At 40.7% G+C, this 20,337-nt stretch carries 12 protein-coding genes; 2 read left to right on the forward strand and 10 right to left on the reverse strand.

The window, feature by feature from the left end:
• Nucleotides 1-94: 94 nt before the first annotated feature.
• Nucleotides 95-2,383, reverse strand: a complete 2,289-nt coding sequence (locus EDC41_RS03040) for a CRISPR-associated helicase/endonuclease Cas3 (protein ID WP_006250667.1) — start codon at nucleotides 2,381-2,383, stop codon at nucleotides 95-97.
• 262 nt (nucleotides 2,384-2,645) lie between these two features.
• Between EDC41_RS03040 and ycaO the strand changes: the two genes are divergently transcribed.
• A complete protein-coding gene (gene ycaO / locus EDC41_RS03045; RefSeq protein WP_020824141.1) occupies nucleotides 2,646-4,409 on the forward strand; it encodes a 30S ribosomal protein S12 methylthiotransferase accessory factor YcaO in 1,764 nt (587 codons plus the stop codon).
• Between the two features lie 96 nt (nucleotides 4,410-4,505).
• Entirely contained in the window at nucleotides 4,506-5,468 is a 963-nt protein-coding gene (gene cmoB, locus EDC41_RS03050) for a tRNA 5-methoxyuridine(34)/uridine 5-oxyacetic acid(34) synthase CmoB (protein WP_006248100.1), read from the forward strand.
• 52 nt (nucleotides 5,469-5,520) lie between these two features.
• Here cmoB and gyrB read toward each other — a convergent pair whose 3' ends face one another.
• The 9 genes from gyrB to cydD form a co-directional block, all read right to left on the reverse strand.
• Nucleotides 5,521-7,953, reverse strand: a complete 2,433-nt coding sequence (gyrB, locus tag EDC41_RS03055; RefSeq protein WP_006250665.1) for a DNA topoisomerase (ATP-hydrolyzing) subunit B — start codon at nucleotides 7,951-7,953, stop codon at nucleotides 5,521-5,523.
• A 131-nt stretch (nucleotides 7,954-8,084) separates the two neighbouring features.
• Nucleotides 8,085-10,721, reverse strand: a complete 2,637-nt coding sequence (locus tag EDC41_RS03060; RefSeq protein WP_006250664.1) for a restriction endonuclease — start codon at nucleotides 10,719-10,721, stop codon at nucleotides 8,085-8,087.
• Between the two features lie 9 nt (nucleotides 10,722-10,730).
• Nucleotides 10,731-12,563, reverse strand: coding sequence for a site-specific DNA-methyltransferase (locus tag EDC41_RS03065; protein ID WP_006250663.1), 1,833 nt, complete (start codon nucleotides 12,561-12,563; stop codon nucleotides 10,731-10,733).
• A 429-nt stretch (nucleotides 12,564-12,992) separates the two neighbouring features.
• Entirely contained in the window at nucleotides 12,993-13,868 is an 876-nt protein-coding gene (ubiA, locus tag EDC41_RS03075) for a 4-hydroxybenzoate octaprenyltransferase (RefSeq protein ID WP_006248097.1), read from the reverse strand.
• Nucleotides 13,861-14,622 (reverse strand): DeoR/GlpR family transcriptional regulator, encoded by a 762-nt coding sequence (locus tag EDC41_RS03080; RefSeq protein ID WP_006248096.1) that lies wholly within the window; start codon nucleotides 14,620-14,622, stop codon nucleotides 13,861-13,863. Before EDC41_RS03080 ends, ubiA begins: the two co-directional genes overlap by 8 nt.
• A gap of 66 nt (nucleotides 14,623-14,688) precedes the next feature.
• A complete protein-coding gene (purB, locus tag EDC41_RS03085; protein ID WP_006250661.1) occupies nucleotides 14,689-16,056 on the reverse strand; it encodes an adenylosuccinate lyase in 1,368 nt (455 codons plus the stop codon).
• A 33-nt stretch (nucleotides 16,057-16,089) separates the two neighbouring features.
• Nucleotides 16,090-16,719: a high frequency lysogenization protein HflD gene (gene hflD, locus EDC41_RS03090; protein WP_006250660.1), complete on the reverse strand. Its 630-nt coding sequence runs from the start codon at nucleotides 16,717-16,719 to the stop codon at nucleotides 16,090-16,092.
• Nucleotides 16,720-16,826: 107 nt separating this feature from the next.
• A complete protein-coding gene (gene cydC, locus EDC41_RS03095) occupies nucleotides 16,827-18,515 on the reverse strand; it encodes a heme ABC transporter ATP-binding protein/permease CydC (RefSeq protein WP_006250659.1) in 1,689 nt (562 codons plus the stop codon).
• Nucleotides 18,515-20,281, reverse strand: coding sequence for a heme ABC transporter permease/ATP-binding protein CydD (cydD, locus tag EDC41_RS03100; protein WP_006250658.1), 1,767 nt, complete (start codon nucleotides 20,279-20,281; stop codon nucleotides 18,515-18,517). Before cydD ends, cydC begins: the two co-directional genes overlap by 1 nt.
• Between the last annotated feature and the right edge of the window lie 56 nt (nucleotides 20,282-20,337).

A 20,337-nucleotide genomic window follows, 5' to 3' on the forward strand; every position in this document is an offset into this window, starting at 1 on the left:
TAGCTGTTTACTACGAGACGTCATAGGCTATTTGGTATATTAAAGTATATCTATGCAAAATTAAACTTATAAAGAAGTTAAAATAAACATTCATCTATAAAACCAATTTCTCCGACTCAAGAAAATCCACATTCTCCCAACTCAACCCCGCCACTTCATCATACAAATCCATTCCAATTAAGCAGTAAAACTGTTTGCCGAAGTTGGTTTCATTAATGGTTTCAACTCTGCCAGCGTTATAGAGTTCGGCTAATGCTTTTTCCGGTACTTGCACAGTGTAAGGCTGGAGTTTTCTTAAAATACCGCCTACTTGATCCGCATAGCGTAAACGGTCAATAAGGTTTTCGGCTTCTTGGTCGAAAGGGATAATCACCGGAATTAAATGGCTTGTGATCATTCGGAAATCTTCAGCTATTTTTTGGAATGGGAAATTAAGGCTTTGCCCAGCGTCGTGACACGCCTTTAAAATATTTGGCTTATCCAGCTCTTTTCCTTTAGCCTCATAAACCGCTTGGAAATAATGATTGATTGCTTTCGGATTAAGTAGATCATCTGCGTGAACCTGAACCGTTGAACGCATACAGCCAGAAAGTAAGCCTAGCTCTGGTGGTGCTTTCCACTGTTCTTCAGGTTGGAAAACCCAAACATTGCTTTCTACAGATAAACGTTTCCCCTCTCGGTTGCAACGCCCTGCTGCTTGAGCCACTGAATCTAGTCCTGCTTCAGCTCGCATAACCAGTGGGAAATCGACATCAACACCGGCTTCAATTAAAGAAGTGGCAATCACTCGGCAAGGTAGGTTTTGTTTTAGGCGAAGACGAATTTCAGTCAGCGTTTGTGAGCGGTGTTTAGCACACATTAGCGTGGTGAGGTGATAAGCTCCCTCTAACTGTTTCGCTGAATCATATAACGCTCGGGCGTGACGGCGGTTATTCACGATTATCAGCATTTGTGGGTTATCTGCAAGTTTGCTTTGCAACTCCACATCTGTTTGAATACCGATATGCTTTACCGTAGTACGTTTCAATTTTTCAAAAAGTGCGGTTGGATTAGGGGCAATTTCTCGCACATTTTCAAATCCTTTATAAAAACCGTTCGCTTGATGAATAGCGGGTTGTGTCGCTGTGCAAAGCACTACCGAACATTGATAATTGCGAGCTAATTCATCAATCGCAGCCATAATTGGGCGTAATAAATTCAACGGTAGCATTTGGGCTTCGTCCAAAATAATCACGCTGCCGGCGATGTTGTGCAATTTGCGGCAACGTGAAGAACGGTCGGCAAACAAACTTTCAAAGAATTGCACTGCAGTTGTAACCACAACAGGAGCATCCCAATTTTCCGATGCCAATTTCAGCTTATCTCGGCTTGATTTATCAGGTAGGCTATCGTGATCAAAAGTGCTGTGATGCTCCAATACAGCCTCTTCTCCCAGCTCGCCAAAAGCTTTACGAAATTCCGCAGCATTTTGTTCAATAATGCTGGTAAACGGAATAACATAAATAATGCGGCATAAACCATACTGTTTAGCATGCTCAAGGGCAAACGCCATTGAAGTAAAGGTTTTACCACCGCCCGTTGGCACAGTCAGAGAAAACAAGCCTGTTTCCTGTTTCACTTGAGATACGGCATAATCCAAAATCTCACTCCGCAAGCGGTTTACTTCCGCTTTACGTTGTGCTTCCTGCGTATTAGGCGTTTGAATGGTAATTCGCTCCCTAAATTGTGCAATAAATTGATTAAATTGCTGATGGAGTGCGGTTAAATTGGGGGAATTTCCTCGTTCAAGCGGTCTTTTTTCGAGATTGGCATAAAAAGCTTCTGTATCAAGAAAGTCGGCATCGACAAGGCAAGAATAGAGCATTCGAATAAAAAAGGCATAAGAAAAGAAAGGTTCGTTTTTAGAAGGCTTTAACGGCGGTAAGGGCAATTTTTCAGGCAAATTAAGTTCTTGCTGCCAAATAGCGTCAAGTACCGGTAGATCTTTATGACCATAGCCAAATTGCTCTTGCAAACGTTGTGTGAGTGTAGAACGATTTTTCCCTTCTCCAGAACCATTTGCTAACCCAGCGTGGTGTCCTGCAATGCAAAACGCCATCATTTTGCCCAGAGGCCCCCAACGTTCCACTGCAATTTTTGCACCGGCAGTAGAGTGATTTACCCGTTCTCCGCCATGTAAACGCTTTTGGTAACGTTCACTATATTTGCCCAAATCGTGCAATAGCCCCGTGCAGCGAGCAATTTCTTGTGAAGCAAACGGCGCAGCAAATTCGGCGGCAAGCAAGCCAACATTATTGGCGTGGCTGAGTAAGGTTTGCCAATCTGAATGATCTGAAAGCTTCCCCGAATGGGCATACAAAGACTGAATAGTATGTTCTTCCATTTTATACCTTCAATATTTCCTTCCTAACACAAGCAATACTACCTCTAACCTTTTACTCTGTATATATCCTAGATAATATTTTCTTAATCTAAATCAAACACAAATTTCACTTGCAAAATTCAAGTAAAATTTGACCGCCTGTAACCATTTTTTCTAAGTTGTGAACCCTGTTCTTTCAGCAGAAATTTCACAAAAAATTTACTTATCTATGGGGATTTTTGCTAGAATGTTGCCATTTTTACGACAAGTTAAAGGTATTATCATGTCAGAACAAACTTTTATTACCGGTAAAGATGCTGCACTTGAAGACAGCATTGCGACCTTTCAGCATAAATTAAAAACCTTAGGTTTTAATATTGAAGAAGCCTCTTGGTTAAATCCTGTTCCGAATGTGTGGTCGGTGCATATTCGTGATGCAGACTGCCCGCAATGTTTTTCTAACGGTAAGGGAGCAAGCAAAAAAGCCGCTCTTGCCTCTGCATTAGGTGAGTATTTTGAGCGTTTATCTACCAACTATTTCTGGGCGGATTTTTATTTAGGTCAAGAGATTGCTAATAGTGAATTTGTGCATTATCCAACCGAAAAATGGTTTCCGATTGATGATGAAGCCATTCCACCAATGGAGATGATGGACGAGTTTTTATGGGAATATTTTGATCCGAATGGTGAAATCACGCCGGAATTATTGGTTGATTTACAATCAGGAAATTATGATCGTGGAATTGTTACCCTACCTTACGTTCGCCAATCTGACAATGAAACGGTTTACATTCCGCAAAGCATTATCGGCAACCTGTTTGTTTCAAACGGTATGTCGGCAGGCAACACAAAAAATGAAGCTCGAGTGCAGGGCTTATCCGAAGTGTTCGAGCGTTTTGTCAAAAACCGTATTATTACTGAGGCAATCAGCTTGCCGGAAATTCCGCAAAGTGTGATTGACGGTTATCCGACAATCAAAGCCTCTATCGAGAAACTAGAGCAAGAAGACTTCCCGATTTTATGCTATGACGCTTCATTAGGCGGAGAATTTCCAGTTATTTGTGTGATCTTGTTAAACCAAAATAACGGTACTTGTTTTGCCTCTTTTGGTGCACACCCGAATTTCCAAGTGGCGTTTGAACGTACCGTAACCGAGTTATTACAAGGCCGTAGCTTAAAGGATTTAGATGTGTTTGCCCCACCTTCATTTAATAATGAAGATGTAGCAGATCATGCGAACCTTGAGACACACTTTATTGATTCAAGCGGTCTAATTTCGTGGGATCTTTTCAAACGTGATGCGGATTATCCGTTCGTGCATTGGGACTTCTCCGGCACAACGGAGCAAGAATTTAATAATATGATGGCGATTTTCAACAAGCATAATCAGCCTGTGTATATTATGGATTATGAGCATTTAGGTGTGTACGCTTGCCGTATTCTTGCACCGGGTATGTCGAATATCTATCCAAGCGATGATTTGGTCTATGCCAATAACAATATGGGTATGGATTGGCGTGAAATCTTGTTAGATTTGCCACATTTCCATCACGATGCTGAAACTTACCAAGAACTGCTTGATGAATTAGATGAGCAAAGCATTGATGATTTAACCCGTGTGCGTGAATTTATTGGCGTGGTGGCAGAGAAAGGCTCTGCAATGCAAACATTGCGTATCGGTGAGCTTAAATCGATGCTGCATTTAGCTTTAGGTAACTTAGAGCAAGCCTCAGACTGGGCAAACTGGACAGCGAATATGAATGCAAGCGTATTCTCAGCAGAACGTAACAATTATTACCGCTGCTTAATCCAATCGATTGAGTTGTTCTTAGATGAAGAGCGTGATTCGGAACAATATCGTATGGTGTTTGAGAAAATGTACGGTAAACAAGCGGTTGAAGCTGCTTGGGGTGCAATCCAAGGCGGTAACCCGTTCCACGGTTTAACTGCATCGGACGAATCGCTTGAAAATATGACTGCACATCAGAAATTACTGAACGCTTATCGCAAAGTGCAAAAAGCGAAAGTAAATCCGATTGCGAGATAATTTTATATTTTTCGTAGGGGTAGGTTCTGTGCCTGTCCTTTCTATTTACTACCTTTCGGGAGGGCATAGGTCTCTCCCCTAGACATAAATTTCAAAATGATTGACTTTCGTCCTTTTTATCAACAAATTGCCACAACCGACCTTTCTGCTTGGTTAGAAACCTTACCCTTACAACTCAAACAATGGGAAAAGACCACCCACGCTGACTATGCCAAGTGGGCAAAAGTTGCAGATTTTTTACCAAATTCGACCGCTTGTATCAATCTAAAAGACAAGGTTGAGTCTATTTCAAGCAAGCCTTTATCTGAGGGGGAAGTCAAGCAAATTACCCACCATTTAAAGCAACTAATGCCGTGGCGTAAAGGCCCTTATCATCTACACGGGATTCATATTGATACCGAATGGCGTTCCGATTTTAAATGGGATCGTGTGCTTCCGCATCTTGCACCGTTAAAAGACCGCACCATTTTAGATGTCGGCTGCGGTAGCGGTTATCATATGTGGCGAATGGTAGGCGAAGGGGCAAAAATGGTAGTTGGTATTGACCCGACCGAGCTGTTCCTGTGCCAATTTGAGGCAGTGCGGAAACTCTTAGGGAATGATAGACGGGCTAATCTGATTCCACTTGGTATTGAGCAAATGCAACCGCTTGCTGCTTTTGATACCGTGTTTTCAATGGGGGTGCTTTATCATCGCAAATCACCGCTTGATCATCTTTCTCAACTCAAAGCCCAATTAGTCAGAGGCGGTGAATTGGTGTTAGAAACGCTGGTGATTGATGGCGATATTAATGATGTTTTAGTGCCGGCTGATCGCTATGCGAAAATGAAAAATATCTATTTTATTCCTTCTGTTGCTGCACTCATTAATTGGCTGGAAAAAGTCGGCTTTAAAAATGTGCGTTGTGTTGATGAGGCAATCACTACACTAGAAGAGCAGCGAAAAACCGATTGGTTGGAAAATGAAAGTTTAGTGGATTTTTTAGATCCAAACGATCATAGCAAAACCATTGAAGGCTACCCTGCTCCGAAGCGGGCGGTGATTTTAGCGAATGCTTAAAATGCTAGTTTAAGAGAATAAAAAATCCGCATGTCAAATGCGGATTTTTTAACTAAATATCTAACTGAGCATACAAAGCGTTAGTTTCAATGAAATCTCGGCGTGGTTCAACTTCATCGCCCATCAGCGTACTGAAGAGTTTATCTGCCGCAATCGCATCGGTAATATTGACCTGTAGCATTTTACGAGCCACCGGATCCATCGTGGTTTCCCATAATTGTTCCGGATTCATCTCACCTAACCCTTTATAACGTTGAATAGTTAAGCCTTTACGAGATTCTTTCACCAACCAATCTAAGGCTTCAGCAAAACTGCTGATTTCTTGGCGACGTTCACCACGCACCACATAGGCTGAATCAGATAGTAAATCGTTCAGCTCGTTGCCTAATGCCACAATGCGAGCGTATTCATTACCGTTGATAAAGTTGTAATCTAAACGATAGGTACTGTCCATACCGTGTGTAGTCACAATAATTTCCGGCTCATAAATTTGGCGTTCTTCATTGAACAAGGTATTAATACGGTAGAAACTGCCGCCCACCTCTTTTGCCATCAATGTAGCGACAAATTGCTCGCTCCAAGCGGTCATATTTGCTTGATTTTTTGCAAATTCCACCGAAAGCGGTTTTGAATAAATTAATTCGTTAAGTAATAATGTTGGGTAACGACGGCTTAAACGTTCAATTAATTTTTGTACGCCGTTATATTGGGCAATTAAGTTCTCTAACGCTACGCCACTTAACGCTGGAGCATCTTCACTCACATATAAGCCTGCACCTTCTAATGCAATATCAATTTCATATTGCGACATTTCATCGTTATCTTGAATATAACGCTCTTGCTTACCTTTTTTCACTTTATAAAGCGGTGGCTGTGCAATATAAATATAGCCGTTTTCAATCAGCTCCGGCATTTGACGGTAGAAGAAAGTTAATAAAAGCGTACGAATATGTGCACCATCCACGTCCGCATCGGTCATAATAATGATTTTGTGGTAACGTAATTTTTCCAAATTATAATCATCACGCCCGATGCCTGTGCCTAAAGCGGTAATCAAGGTTGCTACTTCTTGTGAAGAAAGCATTTTATCAAAGCGGGCTTTTTCCACGTTCAGAATTTTCCCTTTTAACGGCAAAATCGCTTGGTTTTTACGGTCACGCCCTTGTTTTGCCGAGCCACCGGCAGAGTCACCCTCCACCAAGTAAAGCTCCGATAACGCCGGATCTTTTTCCTGACAATCAGCTAATTTACCCGGTAAGCCGCCTAAATCTAACGCCCCTTTACGGCGGGTCATTTCACGGGCTTTACGAGCTGCTTCTCTTGCACGGGCTGCATCAATAATTTTGGTAACGATATTTTTTGCATCGTCCGGATTTTCGGCTAAATAGTCGGATAAAGCCTCATTCATTGAGCTTTCCACTGCTCCACGCACTTCTGACGACACCAATTTATCTTTGGTTTGTGAGGAGAATTTCGGATCCGGCACTTTCACCGAAATCACCGCTACTAAACCTTCACGGGCATCATCACCTGAGGCATCAATGTTCGCATCGGCTTTTTTCAATACCCCGCTGTTATCCATATAGTTTTTCAACGCACGAGTTAATGCCCCACGGAAACCGGCTAAGTGCGTACCGCCATCACGCTGTGGAATATTATTGGTAAAGCAGTACACATTTTCGTTGTAACTGTCATTCCACAGTAGGGAAATTTCCACGCCAATGCCGTCTTTCTCAGTGGTCAAATAGAATGGCGTATTGTGAATATGAGTTTTGCCTTCGTTTAAATACTCAACATAGGCTTTAATACCGCCCTCATATTTAAAATGCTCTTCTTTGCCGTCTCGTTCATCAATTAATTTAATCGAAACGCCTGAATTCAAAAATGATAGTTCACGCAAGCGTTTAGACAGAATTTTATATTCAAATTCGGTTTTATTTTTGAAAATATCCAAACTTGGCCAGAAACGAACCGACGTCCCCGTTTTTTCGGTATTGCCGATAATCGCTAAAGGTGCATCAGGCTCACCTAAGCTATAGAATTGCTCGTGAACGTGTCCTTCACGGCGAATAGTGAGTTGTAATTTAGAGGAAAGTGCATTCACCACCGATACGCCCACACCGTGCAAACCGCCGGAAACCTTATAGGAGTTATCGTCAAATTTACCGCCTGCGTGAAGAACAGTCATAATGACTTCTGCTGCCGAAACGCCTTCTTCCGGGTGAATCCCCACCGGAATTCCACGACCGTCATCTTGCACAGAAACCGAATTATCGGAATGAATTGTGACAATAATGTCTTTACAATGCCCGGCTAATGCTTCGTCAATCGCATTATCAACCACCTCAAACACCATATGGTGTAAGCCCGTACCGTCATCGGTATCGCCGATATACATTCCCGGGCGTTTACGCACCGCATCTAAGCCGCGTAACACCTTAATACTGGAAGAATCATAACTTGTTGCTTGAGTTTGTTCAGACATTCTTATTCCTACTAATTTGAAATCGAAAAAATTGTGCCGATTATAGCAGAAAAATGCGTAAAAGTATCGCAAAACAAGCGGTTAAATTTTAGTTGAAATTGCAGTCTATCTCAATTCTACAAGACCACAGATTAAATTTTACAATACTCCACAGACAGCTCCTCCACTTTCTGTACAACCCTATAATCCAAATCCTTATAATCTCTCTGTAAGCCTTTGAAATGCTTACGGGCATAGTCGATTTTCATTCGTTCACTTTCATCTAATTTTTCTTCATCTACTCCTGCTTGAATACCTTTGCCTGTATTTTTCGTTTCGGCAACCAAGTAAATTTTATTTTCTCCCTTAAACACAACTGCCCAATCGGGATTATAGCTGCCTAATGGCGTTGGAATTTTAAAACGTTTGGGTAATTTAAAATAAAACTCCACTTGCTCACTAGATTCACAATGTCGGGCGAAGATATTTTCTGTTTGGGAATCCAGTGCAATATAGTCTTCATAAATCGTTTTTGTTTTATCTTGAACTTCAAAAGTATATTGATTGAGGTAAAAATCAAAATCGCCGAATAACGTCATTTCATAGGTTTTTCCGGCAATTTTGTGATATTCCACCCCGTCTGTCATAATTTGTTGTAAAGCAAGGTTGATTTGCTCTGCAATTAAATCAATAAAGCGTTGCGGATTGCGGAAGACTTCTTGCAAGCGGTCGGATTTTTGTAAAATTTTGCAAAGGGTCGCACGCGTCAGCCCGGTTTTCTTTTGAATCTCACTCAATAAATCAGGTATCGCCCATTGTTTATTTACCGCTGTTTCATTAGATGAGCGATAATTAGTTGAAATCCCTGTTTCATTCATTTCCAATTTCACTTTGGAATGCTTAATTTTTGTCGCGTCGATATCGGGCATTTTGCGGATTTTTTCCACCGCACTTTCAATCAATTCCGCATTACTGAAATCTACCCGATAAGTGGTTTGGTGTTTAATCCGTTCCCAAATTGCCGCAAATTCCGGATGTAAGCTGAAATCTTTACGGTAGCGAACGGCTTTTTTATCTTCCCGTTTTTTAACATTGCTTTTGGCAAACTGTACACCACAATCTTCCTCAATTTCACGCTGTAATGTGGCGGCAAATTGTTCGTAACTTTCATTTGCGATAATTGTCAGCGTATTTAGATGACGATCATAAATCCGCAATCCTTGTTGATTCACAGGCAAACGCAAGCCCCGCCCAATCTCTTGGCGTTTTTTCATTTCGCTTGCAGTATCGTTTAAAGTACAAATTTGAAACACATTCGGATTATCCCATCCTTCTTTTAAGGCAGAATGCGAGAAAATAAACCGTAACGGATTCTCCAGCGAAAGCAATTTTTCTTTATCCCGCATAATCAGTTGATAAGTCTCGTTATCCGCTTGCGTTGTGCCATTAGTATCTTTTGCTACGCCTTTTTTATCCTGTGAGAAATAACCGTTATGCACGCCTTGAGGCTCTTCTTTGGCTAGCTCCAAATAAATTTCCTCAAACCATTTTGCAAATTTTCCCCCCGTAGGGCTTTGTGCAGAAGGGCGATAATTATCCACTTTATCGATAAAGAACAAAGACAACACCTTGATCCCAAGCGGTCGTAATTTCTTTTCTTTTTGCAAATGCTCGCCAATAGTGCGGCGAATCTGCATTTTTTGCACATCTTCTTTAAGTTGGGAATGTTCCGCCCCTTGAAAAATTTGTGTGCCGTTGGAGAAGCTAACCATTTGGCTATCGGTATCCATTCCGCTTAATATAAACCCTGAACGATACATTTCATTTTGGTTGGAAAGCTCATACAAATCCTGATTCGGTTTCACGCTAATCACTTTCTTTTTCATCGCTTTTTTATCGTTAAATGAAATTTCGATTTTTGCCGACCAGCTTTTTGCCCCTGTTTTAATCTCTTTGAGGGAAAGATAAGCTCCATTTACCTCATTTTCCGCCAATACGCTATCTACCTCAATTTGTTTAACTAATCCCATTTCATAGGCTTGCACCGGATTGAGGCTAAAAATCGGGTTATACGCATTTTTATGGGTGGCAGAATAACGCAAAGTGAAAAGCGGACTTAAACTCTCAATCGCATTACGGCGAATCTCCGTTTCCATATTTTGCGGTTCATCAATAATCACAATCGGATTCGCCTGTTGAATATAGAAAATCGGAGCATCACCGCTTTCATTCACGGTATTAATCACGTTACTTTCTTTGGTGAAAGAATCAATATTCATCACTAAAATTTCAATATGATTAGCACTAGCAAAGGATTTTAAGCGTGAAATTTGGTTGCTTTTATATTCAAATTTTTGATTGACGCTCGGGTTATCAAATACCGTATTAAAATGGCTTTTTGTAGTTTCCAACGTATGCAACACTCCCTCACGAATTGCCACACTCGGCACGACAATCACAAATTTTTGCCAGCCGTATTGACGGTTTAATTCAAAAATCGTGCGTAAATAGACATAGGTTTTCCCTGTACCGGTTTCCATTTCCACGGTAAAATTTTTTCCCTGTTCGACAAGCAAAGTGCGGTCGATTTTTTGCCTGTTTTGCAGATTAGCCAAATTCTGTTGTAACTGCTCATCACTAATCTGCAAGCCTAAATTCGGCACAAACCGCATATCATTTTGGGCTTTGAGTGAAAATTCAGTTGCGGCATTCGGCTGTCCGACAAACAAATTTACTGTGGCATTAACGGCTTGTAATTGATACTCTAAGGTTTCAAATTGGAGTTCCATTTTTTCTCCTTAAATCACAAAAAACGTAATGCCGGCATCTTGCATTTGCAATTCGGTGTTTTTCTTCCGGGCATCATTGCCGTTGAATAAACGGTCTAAAGCGATGACTTTTTTCGGTTGTTGAGCGATAACAGTTTGAATAATTTCTTCGTCGGCTGCATTTAACAGCAAGGCGAAAATCAGCCCGTTTTCTTCCACCCAAAACACCTTATTTTCCAACCGCACTTTTGCCGTGAGTTTTAACCCTAAACGCAATAAAAGCTCATATAAAACGGCTTGCGTATCCGCTTTTTCACTAACAGGATCAATAAACATTTCAAGTTGATCGGCTAAATTTTCAGATGTGGGCGATTGCCATTGTTTAAAATGGCTTTCTGTCAGTTTGAAGACTTTAAAACCTACATCAAGCGGTCGGTTTTCGGGGTTATTTTGCAAAATCTGCTTTCCGGCACGGCGAATACGTTCTTTTGAAATTTCAGTTATATATAGTGGTAAATTTTTTCTTTGGCAAAATTGCTTTGCTACTTTTCCATTCTTACTCTTGATATCAATTTCTTCAGGATATTGAACCGCAATAAATTTTCTATTACCCTTATCAATTCTATTACTTTCCAATATTGCGTGTGGAAATGATGAACTGCCAGCAAAGAAATCTAAAGAAATAAAATTTTTATCTTCAAATAGAGTTATTAAATGTCTTAAAAAATTAGGATTTTTAGGTGCAGAGAAAACAGGGAGTTTTGTTTCGAATAATTCTTTTAGCAGTGTTCCTGCCGAAGTTGTCTTAACATCTAGGGTGTAATTGGTTAAATTACCAGCCGAAACTGCTTTATAGTTTTTATTATTCAGTATACTTTTCATTCTTATAGTATCACTAAAGTTTTTTTCATAAATTTTATCTTCTGTGAATTCTAAAGATTCGTCTTCAAATAACTCAAGGAATTTAAATCTTGTGTATGTGTTTTCTACAAATTCATCATCAAAAAACGAAATATATCTTACATACCCTTGATTAATTAAATTTAAATCCTTATCATCAAGAGAATCTTCGAACTTTAAAATAATATCATCATCTAATTTATTAAAATAAACTGAATAGTGTTTATCTGAGGTAAAATCTGTTACAGGCTGATTAAATTTGTTTTCCCCAACTAATACTCGTTTTCCACTTGCGTGAACATAATGTCCATTTTCATCTTGACACATATCCTTAGCATTTTTAGGAATATTTTCAACAAATTTCCCCATTTCTTTATTTTTAGCATAAATAATACAAAAATCATTACTTACAGAAATAAATTTAGAATTCTTTCTACCTTTCGGATTATTTTCAACTGATAATATGGCAACAAAATTCTCCTCCCCAAACACTTCATCACAAAGCAATTTCAGCTGTGCCTGTTCGTTATCATCAATTGAAATAAAAATCACCCCGTCATCACGCAGTAAATTTTTTGCGAGATGCAAACGAGGCAACATCATATTCAGCCAGTTACTGTGATAATGCCCATTTTCTTTGCTGTTACGAACAAAGGCTCGTTTCAATTTGCCGTGTTCATCAACGTCGCCCACTTTCTCCGCATAATCTGCTTTGGTATCGGCAAAACTGTCGTTATAAATAAAATCGTTGCCTGTATTGTATGGCGGGTCGATATAAATCATTTTGACCGAATTGAAGTAGGATTTTTGCAGGGCTTTTAATACATCTAAATTTTCACCCTCAATAAAGATATTCTGCGTATTTTCAAAATCCACACTCTCTTCCTCGCAAGGAGTGAGCGTTTTGCTGGTTGGGGTTTGTAAGGTTTGATAGGCTGTTGATTTTCCTGCCCAGTTGAGCATATAGCGGTCAGGTTCGGTGGAAAAATTATCCGAAAAAAGTTGTTGGAATTTGTCGAAGTCGATTTTACCTTCGCTGAAAATTTCAGGTAAAAGGGATTTTAATTGAGAAAGTTGTTGATCTTTAAGCGAAAAGTTGGCAAGGCTGTGCTGTGCTGTGCTGTGCTGTGCTGTGCTGTGCTGTGCTGTGCTGTGCTGTGCTGTGCTGTGCTGTGCTGTGCTGTGCTGTGCTGTGCTGTTTGGCATTGTAATGTCCCTTTTTTGAATGTCTACTACAAAATGGGATATTTTACAAACCGATTGACTAATGAAGCAAGAATATAATTAACTACAACTGGATATATTTTACAAATTTCCCGATAAATTTCACCGCTTGTAGATAAAAACCATAGATAAAAAATAGGAGCTAAACATTTTTAGCCCCTACCGTCATCAGAAATAAATCCCGACTAAAATCGCCACGAACACACCTAAGCCGAAATAGTGGTTATTTAGAAACGCTTTAAAGCATTCGCTACGTTCTCTTTTTTTGGTCAGCCAACATTGGTAGATAAACAGCGTGGCACTTAAGGCTAATACGACAAAATAGCCGATGTGATAATCTTTTACCACGCCCAATAATCCCAATAAAATCAAGGTGATAAACTGTAATAACGCAATAATTTTATTATCGTATTGAGCGAATAAAATTGCAGTGGATTTAACTCCAATTCGTAAATCATCGTCACGATCAACCATTGCATATTGGGTGTCGTAGGCGACTGTCCACGCTAGATTGGCAAAAAACAGCAGCCAGCATTCAAGTGGAAGAGTTTCCGTTACCGCACCAAATGCCATCGGAATCGACCAACCGAATGCCATTCCAAGCACTACTTGTGGCAAGTGGGTAAAACGCTTCATAAAGGGATAAATCACCGCCAGAAAAACTGCCACAAAGGAAAGCAGAAACGCATAGCGGTTTAGCATTAAATCGAGCAGAAAAGCGAACAACAGCAAGATGGCAAAAATGACTTTTGCCTCAGTGGTGGTCACTCTGCCGGTAGCTAATGGGCGTTGAGAGGTGCGTTTAACGTGTCCGTCAATTTCTCTATCGGCATAATCATTAATCACACAACCTGCCGCACGCATAACGATTACCCCAAGGGTAAAAATGGCTAAAATCGCAACAGGCGGCATTCCCTCTGCGGCAATAAATAACGCCCATAGTGTGGGGTGTAATAATAATAACGTGCCGATGGGTTTATCGAAACGCATTAACTGGGCGTAGGCAATCCATTTTTGTTTAGAAAAAAGAGTTTCGTTATTCATTACAAATTTTGACGATAACGTCCGATTGGCTTAAATGAGTTTGTAATTCTAACGGTAAATCTTGATCTGTAAACAAATAATTTACTTCTTTAACATTTCCTAAACGTGCAATAGCTGTACGGGTAAACTTTGAATGATCGGTCACTAAAACCACTTGTCGGGAACATTCCATTAATGCACGCTTTACCTGCACTTCGTGGTAATCGTAATCGAGCATAGAGCCGTCCATATCCACCGCACTAATGCCTAAAATCCCAAAGTCCAAACGGAATTGGTTAATAAAGCGAACCGTTTCTTCTCCGATTAGCCCGCCATCACTTCTTAGCCCTCCGCCTGCTACCGTAATTTGGCAATCTTCATTTTGCATCAGAATATGAGCCGCATTTAAATTATTGGTAACTACTTTTAAATTTTTATGCGAAAGTAAGGCTAATGCCACTGCTTCTGAAGTCGTGCCAATATCTAAAAATAATGATGCTCCATTTGGAATCAGTTTTGCCACCTGTTGGGCAATCGCATTTTTCTCGTGTGAGAAAAATTGCTTGCGGTGGGTGTAATCACTATTCTCCGTATTGGAAGGAGCGGCTGCCCCACCGTGATGACGGCGAATCAGATTATTTTCTGCCATTTCATTCAGATCACGGCGAATGGTTTGCGGACTCACATTCAATTCAGCCACTAATTGCTCGGTACTCACATAGCCAAGCTGATTAACCAGCTCGATGATCTTTTTGTGTCTGTTTGCCTGTTTCATATTTCCTCTTTTGCAAATAATTTGCAGAAAAAGACCGCTTGCAAGCGGTCTTTTTTCAGTTAAATTTTACAATTTATCAACAAGTTCAACCGCATAGCCGATATAGCTTGCCGGTGTCATCTCTTTCAAACGATTTTTTTCATTTTCCGGAATTTCCAACTTATCGATAAACTCACGCATTGCGGTTTCATCAACCCGTTTGCCTCGAGTCAGCTCTTTAAGTTTTTCATACGGTTTTTCAATGCCATAACGACGCATAACAGTTTGAATTGGCTCTGCCAATACTTCCCAGTTTTGGTTGAGTTCATCACGCAAGTGTTGTTCATTCACTTCTAATTTGCTAATACCTTTTAAGGTGGACGCATAAGCAATTAACGCATAACCTAAACCTACACCTAAATTACGCAACACGGTGGAGTCAGTTAAGTCACGCTGCCAGCGAGAAATCGGCAATTTTTGCCCCAAATGAGCCATTACCGCATTTGCCAAGCCAAGATTGCCTTCGGAGTTTTCAAAATCAATCGGGTTCACTTTATGTGGCATTGTGCTAGAGCCGATTTCACCGGCAATAGTGCGTTGTTTGAAGTGATTTAAGGCAATGTAGCCCCACATATCACGATCAAAATCAATTAAAATCGTATTAAAACGAGCCACGCAATCAAAGAACTCCGCAATATAATCGTGCGGTTCAATTTGGGTGGTGTATGGGTTCCACGTCACACCTAACGATTCCACAAATTCTTGGCTGAAAGTGTGCCAATCAATCTCCGGATATGCCGATAAATGTGCGTTATAGTTGCCCACTGCTCCATTGATTTTAGCGAGAATTTCTAAATTTTCTAACTGTTTATATTGGCGTTGTAAACGATATGCCACATTTGCCATCTCTTTACCCATTGTGGTCGGGCTTGCCGGCTGACCGTGTGTGCGAGAAAGCAACGGAATATGTTGGTAACATTTCGCCAGCTCTGCTACAGCATCAATCACTTTTTTCCATTCAGGTAATAATACTTCTTCACGAGCGGTTTTAAGCATTAAAGCGTGCGAAGTATTATTGATATCTTCAGAAGTACAAGCAAAATGAATAAATTCATTCACCGCTTGTAATTCAGGCAACGCTTCACATTTCTCTTTTAGGAAATACTCCACCGCTTTTACATCGTGGTTGGTGGTACGTTCAATCGTTTTAATCCGATTGGCATCTTCTAACGAAAAATCAGCCACAATTTGGTTTAGGTAATCGTTTGCTTTTTCAGAAAACACTGGAACTTCATTAATTTGTGTATGCGATGCCAATTTTTGTAACCAGCGAACTTCCACCATCACACGGAATTTTAATAAGCCAAATTCACTAAAAATCGGACGAAGGCTCGCAACTTTGTCTTGATAACGTCCATCAATCGGGGATAACGCAGTTAAAGCGGTAAGTTCCATTGTTTTATATTCTCCAAATAGGTAAATGTTCGGTTAGATTTGACGATAAAATTTCTGTGCTTGGTTAAAAATTTTCTTGCGTGAAAATAAAAATTGCCAACGGCTTCCGCCGACTTGCTGCCACAAAATACCGGCTCGAATACCGGCTAGTAGCGAGGCTCGAATTTTATTCTGTATATCCGGGCGAACCAAGTAATCTTGCATTCCCATCACGTGAATTTTCGTACCTAACGGGCTGATAATATCGCTATAAATAGCGGCTAAATTGGCAATCATTTGATCTGCCATCATATTATCTTCATACAGGGCTAACTGGCGTTCCACTTGCTGTAAACGCTGGGCTAACTGTTGTTTTGCTTCAGGGTTTTTATTGAGTTTTTGGCTAAGGGCGAGCAGGCTTATCCAATAACGTCCGACTTCGGTATCTAATTTGCCGTTACCGCCGCCAGTTTGAGCTAATGCGGTTTCTAAGCCCATTTTTAAATGGGAAAGATCATCGCCAAATACACTTAACGTTGATTCCGGCTGAGTGATTAACAGGCTTTCTAAAGCACACTTAAAAGCCTCTCTGTCTGCCATGCCTTTATGTGCAAATTGTTGCACTAACGTCGCCGCTTGGCAAACGCCGGCATAAGCAAGGGTAATATCGTGGTAATCCGCCATCTCTGTAAAATTCAATATGATAAAACATTAGTGGGAATATAGCATTTTTTCAGCTTCTTTTGAATGGCAAAAGGCATTTATTCTATTGAAAAATAAATGCCTTTTCATTAATACGCAATTTGCTGCAAAAACCATCCTACCAATCGCCCATTATCTATTCGATAAACCACATCAAATTTATCCAGTCCGCTTTGGCGGTGAGTGATCATAATTAAGGTGCGATCACAGCAGTGAGTCAAAATTAGGTTTATAATCTGCTGTTCGGTTTCTCTGTCCAGTCCTTCTGTTGGCTCATCAAGTAAGACTAATTCAGCAGAACTCAGGAGCAAACGGGCAAGCCCTAAACGGCGTTGTTCGCCACCGGAAAGCGGTCTGCCGCCCTCGCCTAACCATAAATTCAAGCCGTCTATTTCAAGCAAATGCCCTAAGCCTACTTTTCTTACTACTTCTTGCATTTGCTCATCTGTAGCTTGAGCATTCCCCATTAATAAATTATCTTTTAGGGTTTGGCTAAAAATATGCACTCGTTGGCTTAAGGTAACTAATTTTGAGCGTAACATCGGCTCTGAATATTCGTCAATTTTACAATTATTCAGCCAAATTTGACCGCTTGTAGGGTCGTAGTTTCGGTTTAACAGTTGGAATATGGTCGATTTTCCGCTCCCTGTTTTACCTAAGATTGCCACTTTCTGCCCTTTTAATACCTCAAAGGAAAGATTATTTAGTACGTTTTGCTCGCCGTAATAAGCAAAGCTCACGTTTTCAAAGCGTACAAGCGGTTGATTTTGGCTCAAATTTTGCCATTCTGCCTTGCTACCAAATGTTACATTAGGCTGTTGTTCGGTAATTTCACTAATCCGCTCGGCGGCGGTAATCACTTGCCCTAAATGCAAAAAGGCGATACCAATCGGGGAAAGAATCTCCGCCGATGCCATTACACAGAAAATCACTAACGCAATTAAGGCTTCAGGGTATTTTGCAGTGGGCACATTAATCGAAGTTGAAACCAAATAGATCACCACACAAGTCAAAATGCCGTTGGATAACATTATCAAGCTATTTGATAAGCCGGACAGTCGGCTTTCTTTGCTTTGAGCGTTCAGCCATTGGTGTTCAGTTTGCTGTAGTTTTTCGCTCATTTGGTTCAAGTTGCCAAAGAGTAAAAATTCTGCATTTAACTGTACCCACTCAATAAATTGGCTGCGGTAATTTGCTCGGCTTTGTATTGCATTACGCCCTAATTTCAAACCCAATCGATAAAATACGGTAGGAATAACGGCAAGCAATACCAATAGTGTGCCGCAAATGATCAGCATTAATGGCACGGAAACAAAAGAAAGCCCGATTGCCATAAATGCAATAATCATCACTGCACTGACAAAAGGCGAGACTAAATTCAGATATAGGGTGTCTAACGTATCCACATCTGCCACCAAGCGGTTTAACAATTCGCTGTTTCTAAAGCGATTTAGCCCGCTTGGACTCAGTGGAATCAATTTTTTAAAGACGCTAGCACGCAAATTCGCCAATACCCGAAAAGTCGCATCGTGGGTGACTAAACGTTCAAAGTAACGTGAAATTGTCCGCCCTACTGCCAACCCTCTCACCCCCGATGAAGGGTAGAAAAAGTTAAAAATAAGCGCATTGCCGGCTAGAAATGAGGCAGCTAAAAACCAACCGGAAAGGCTGAGCAAACCGATACTTGCCGCTAATCCTAAAATTGCCAGCACAACACCTAATAATAGTCGCCCAAAATGGGTTTGGTAGAGAGCAAAAAACGGGAACAACGATTTCATTAGATTTCTCCCTGATGCACTAATTCATTATGTAATAATTCCGCAAAAAAGCCGGTGTGTTCTAATTCAGTGAAACGACCTTTCTGAATGATTTGCCCTTGTTTCATCACCCAAATTTCATCGCATTGGGTTAAATCTTCCACTCGATGAGTAATCATTAGCGTTGTTTGCTCTCGGCTGAGATTATGCAGAGCGGCTAACACTTGCTGTTCCGAATCCATATCAAGGCTTGCAGTCGGCTCGTCTAACAGTAATAATTCGTACGGGCGAAGCAACGCTCGTGCAATCGCAATCCGCTGTGCTTGCCCGCCAGAGATACCGATATTACTGTCTTGCACTTGATGCTCCAACCCTAAACGTGCCACAAATTCATCGGCTTTTGAAAGCTGTAATGCCTTGGCTAATTCAGAATCTGTCGCATTAGGGTTGCCTATTAAAATATTCTCTTTCAAACTGCCATGCATTAATTGCGGATTTTGCCCCACCCACGCTAATTTCGCTCGCCATTGGCTTAAATTTAAATCTCGCAGTTCGGTGCCGTTAATCGTAACCGACCCTTCATAAGGCAAGAAACCAAGTAACATATTCATTAATGAACTTTTTCCTGCACCACTTTGCCCAACCAAAGCGATATGTTGGTGTGCATTCAACTCGAAATTTAACGCTTGGGTTAAGGCTTTGCCTTGTGGTGAGAAGATCACGCAATCTTTGGCTTGAATCACAAGCGGTTGATTTTCAACATTTTTTTGTAAATTGCCACCTTGCGTTTTCACCTTTTCTTTTAAGAAAGTTTCGATATTATCTGCGGCACTAATCGCTGCTGCCTTGTCGTGATAAAACACGCCAAGTTCACGCATCGGTTGGTAAAACTCAGGTGCCATCATTAGACAAAAGAAGCCGATAAATAAGGTCACGCCCGTACCATAATAGCCAAAATCCAGCTCACCTAAAAAAATAAAGCCAAAATAGACCGCCGTCACCGCAATCGATACCGCCGTGAAAAACTCCAATACCGCAGAGGATAAAAACGCCATTTTTAGTACGTCCATCGTACTGATTCGGAAATCTTCGGTGCTTTGGTAGATTTGTTCAGTCTGCTTTTCCGCTTGCCCAAATAAGCGAATGGTTTCTAAACCTTTTAATTTATCTAAGAACTGTCCGCTAATACGGGAAAGAATGCCGATATTACGCTGATTTGCCTCCACTGCTTTCATTCCGGCTAAAATCATAAATAAAGGTAATAATGGCATTGTTGCAAATAAAATAGCCCCTGCTGCCCAGTTAATCGGGAATACAAAACAGAGGATCAGTAATGGCACTATCAGCGATAAAAATTGCTGTGGCAAATAGCGTGCGTAGAAATTATGTAGATTTTCCACCTGCTCGAGCATTAAGGTTGCCCAGCTGCCCGCCGGTTTTTGTTGAATGCTCATCGGCCCGACTGCTTCCATTTTGGCTAGAATTTGGCGGCGAAGATGTAAACGCAAGGTTTGCCCTGCTTTGAAACCGACACGCTCACGCAGAAAAATGAAGAATGCTCTGGCAGCAAAACAACAGAATAAGAGCATAATTTCAACCAGAAAGCTATTCGGTGACTGCTTTCCGATAAGCATTTTGTCTAACATTGTGGCAATCAGCCACATCTGTCCAATCATACATAAACTACTGAAACTCCCTAACAGTATGTTTAAGTGCATATATTTTTTGATGACTTTTTGCTGACTTTTAAGCCATTTTTGTAATTCGCGTTGGCGTTGTTTTTCCATAATTTTGTCAATTTTTTTGTTTTTTCAACCGCTTGTAAATCGGGTTTGCCATTCTA

Origin of the sequence: Mannheimia haemolytica, assembly GCF_004342115.1 — a bacterium.
In the GTDB taxonomy this organism is placed as follows: domain Bacteria; phylum Pseudomonadota; class Gammaproteobacteria; order Enterobacterales; family Pasteurellaceae; genus Mannheimia; species Mannheimia haemolytica.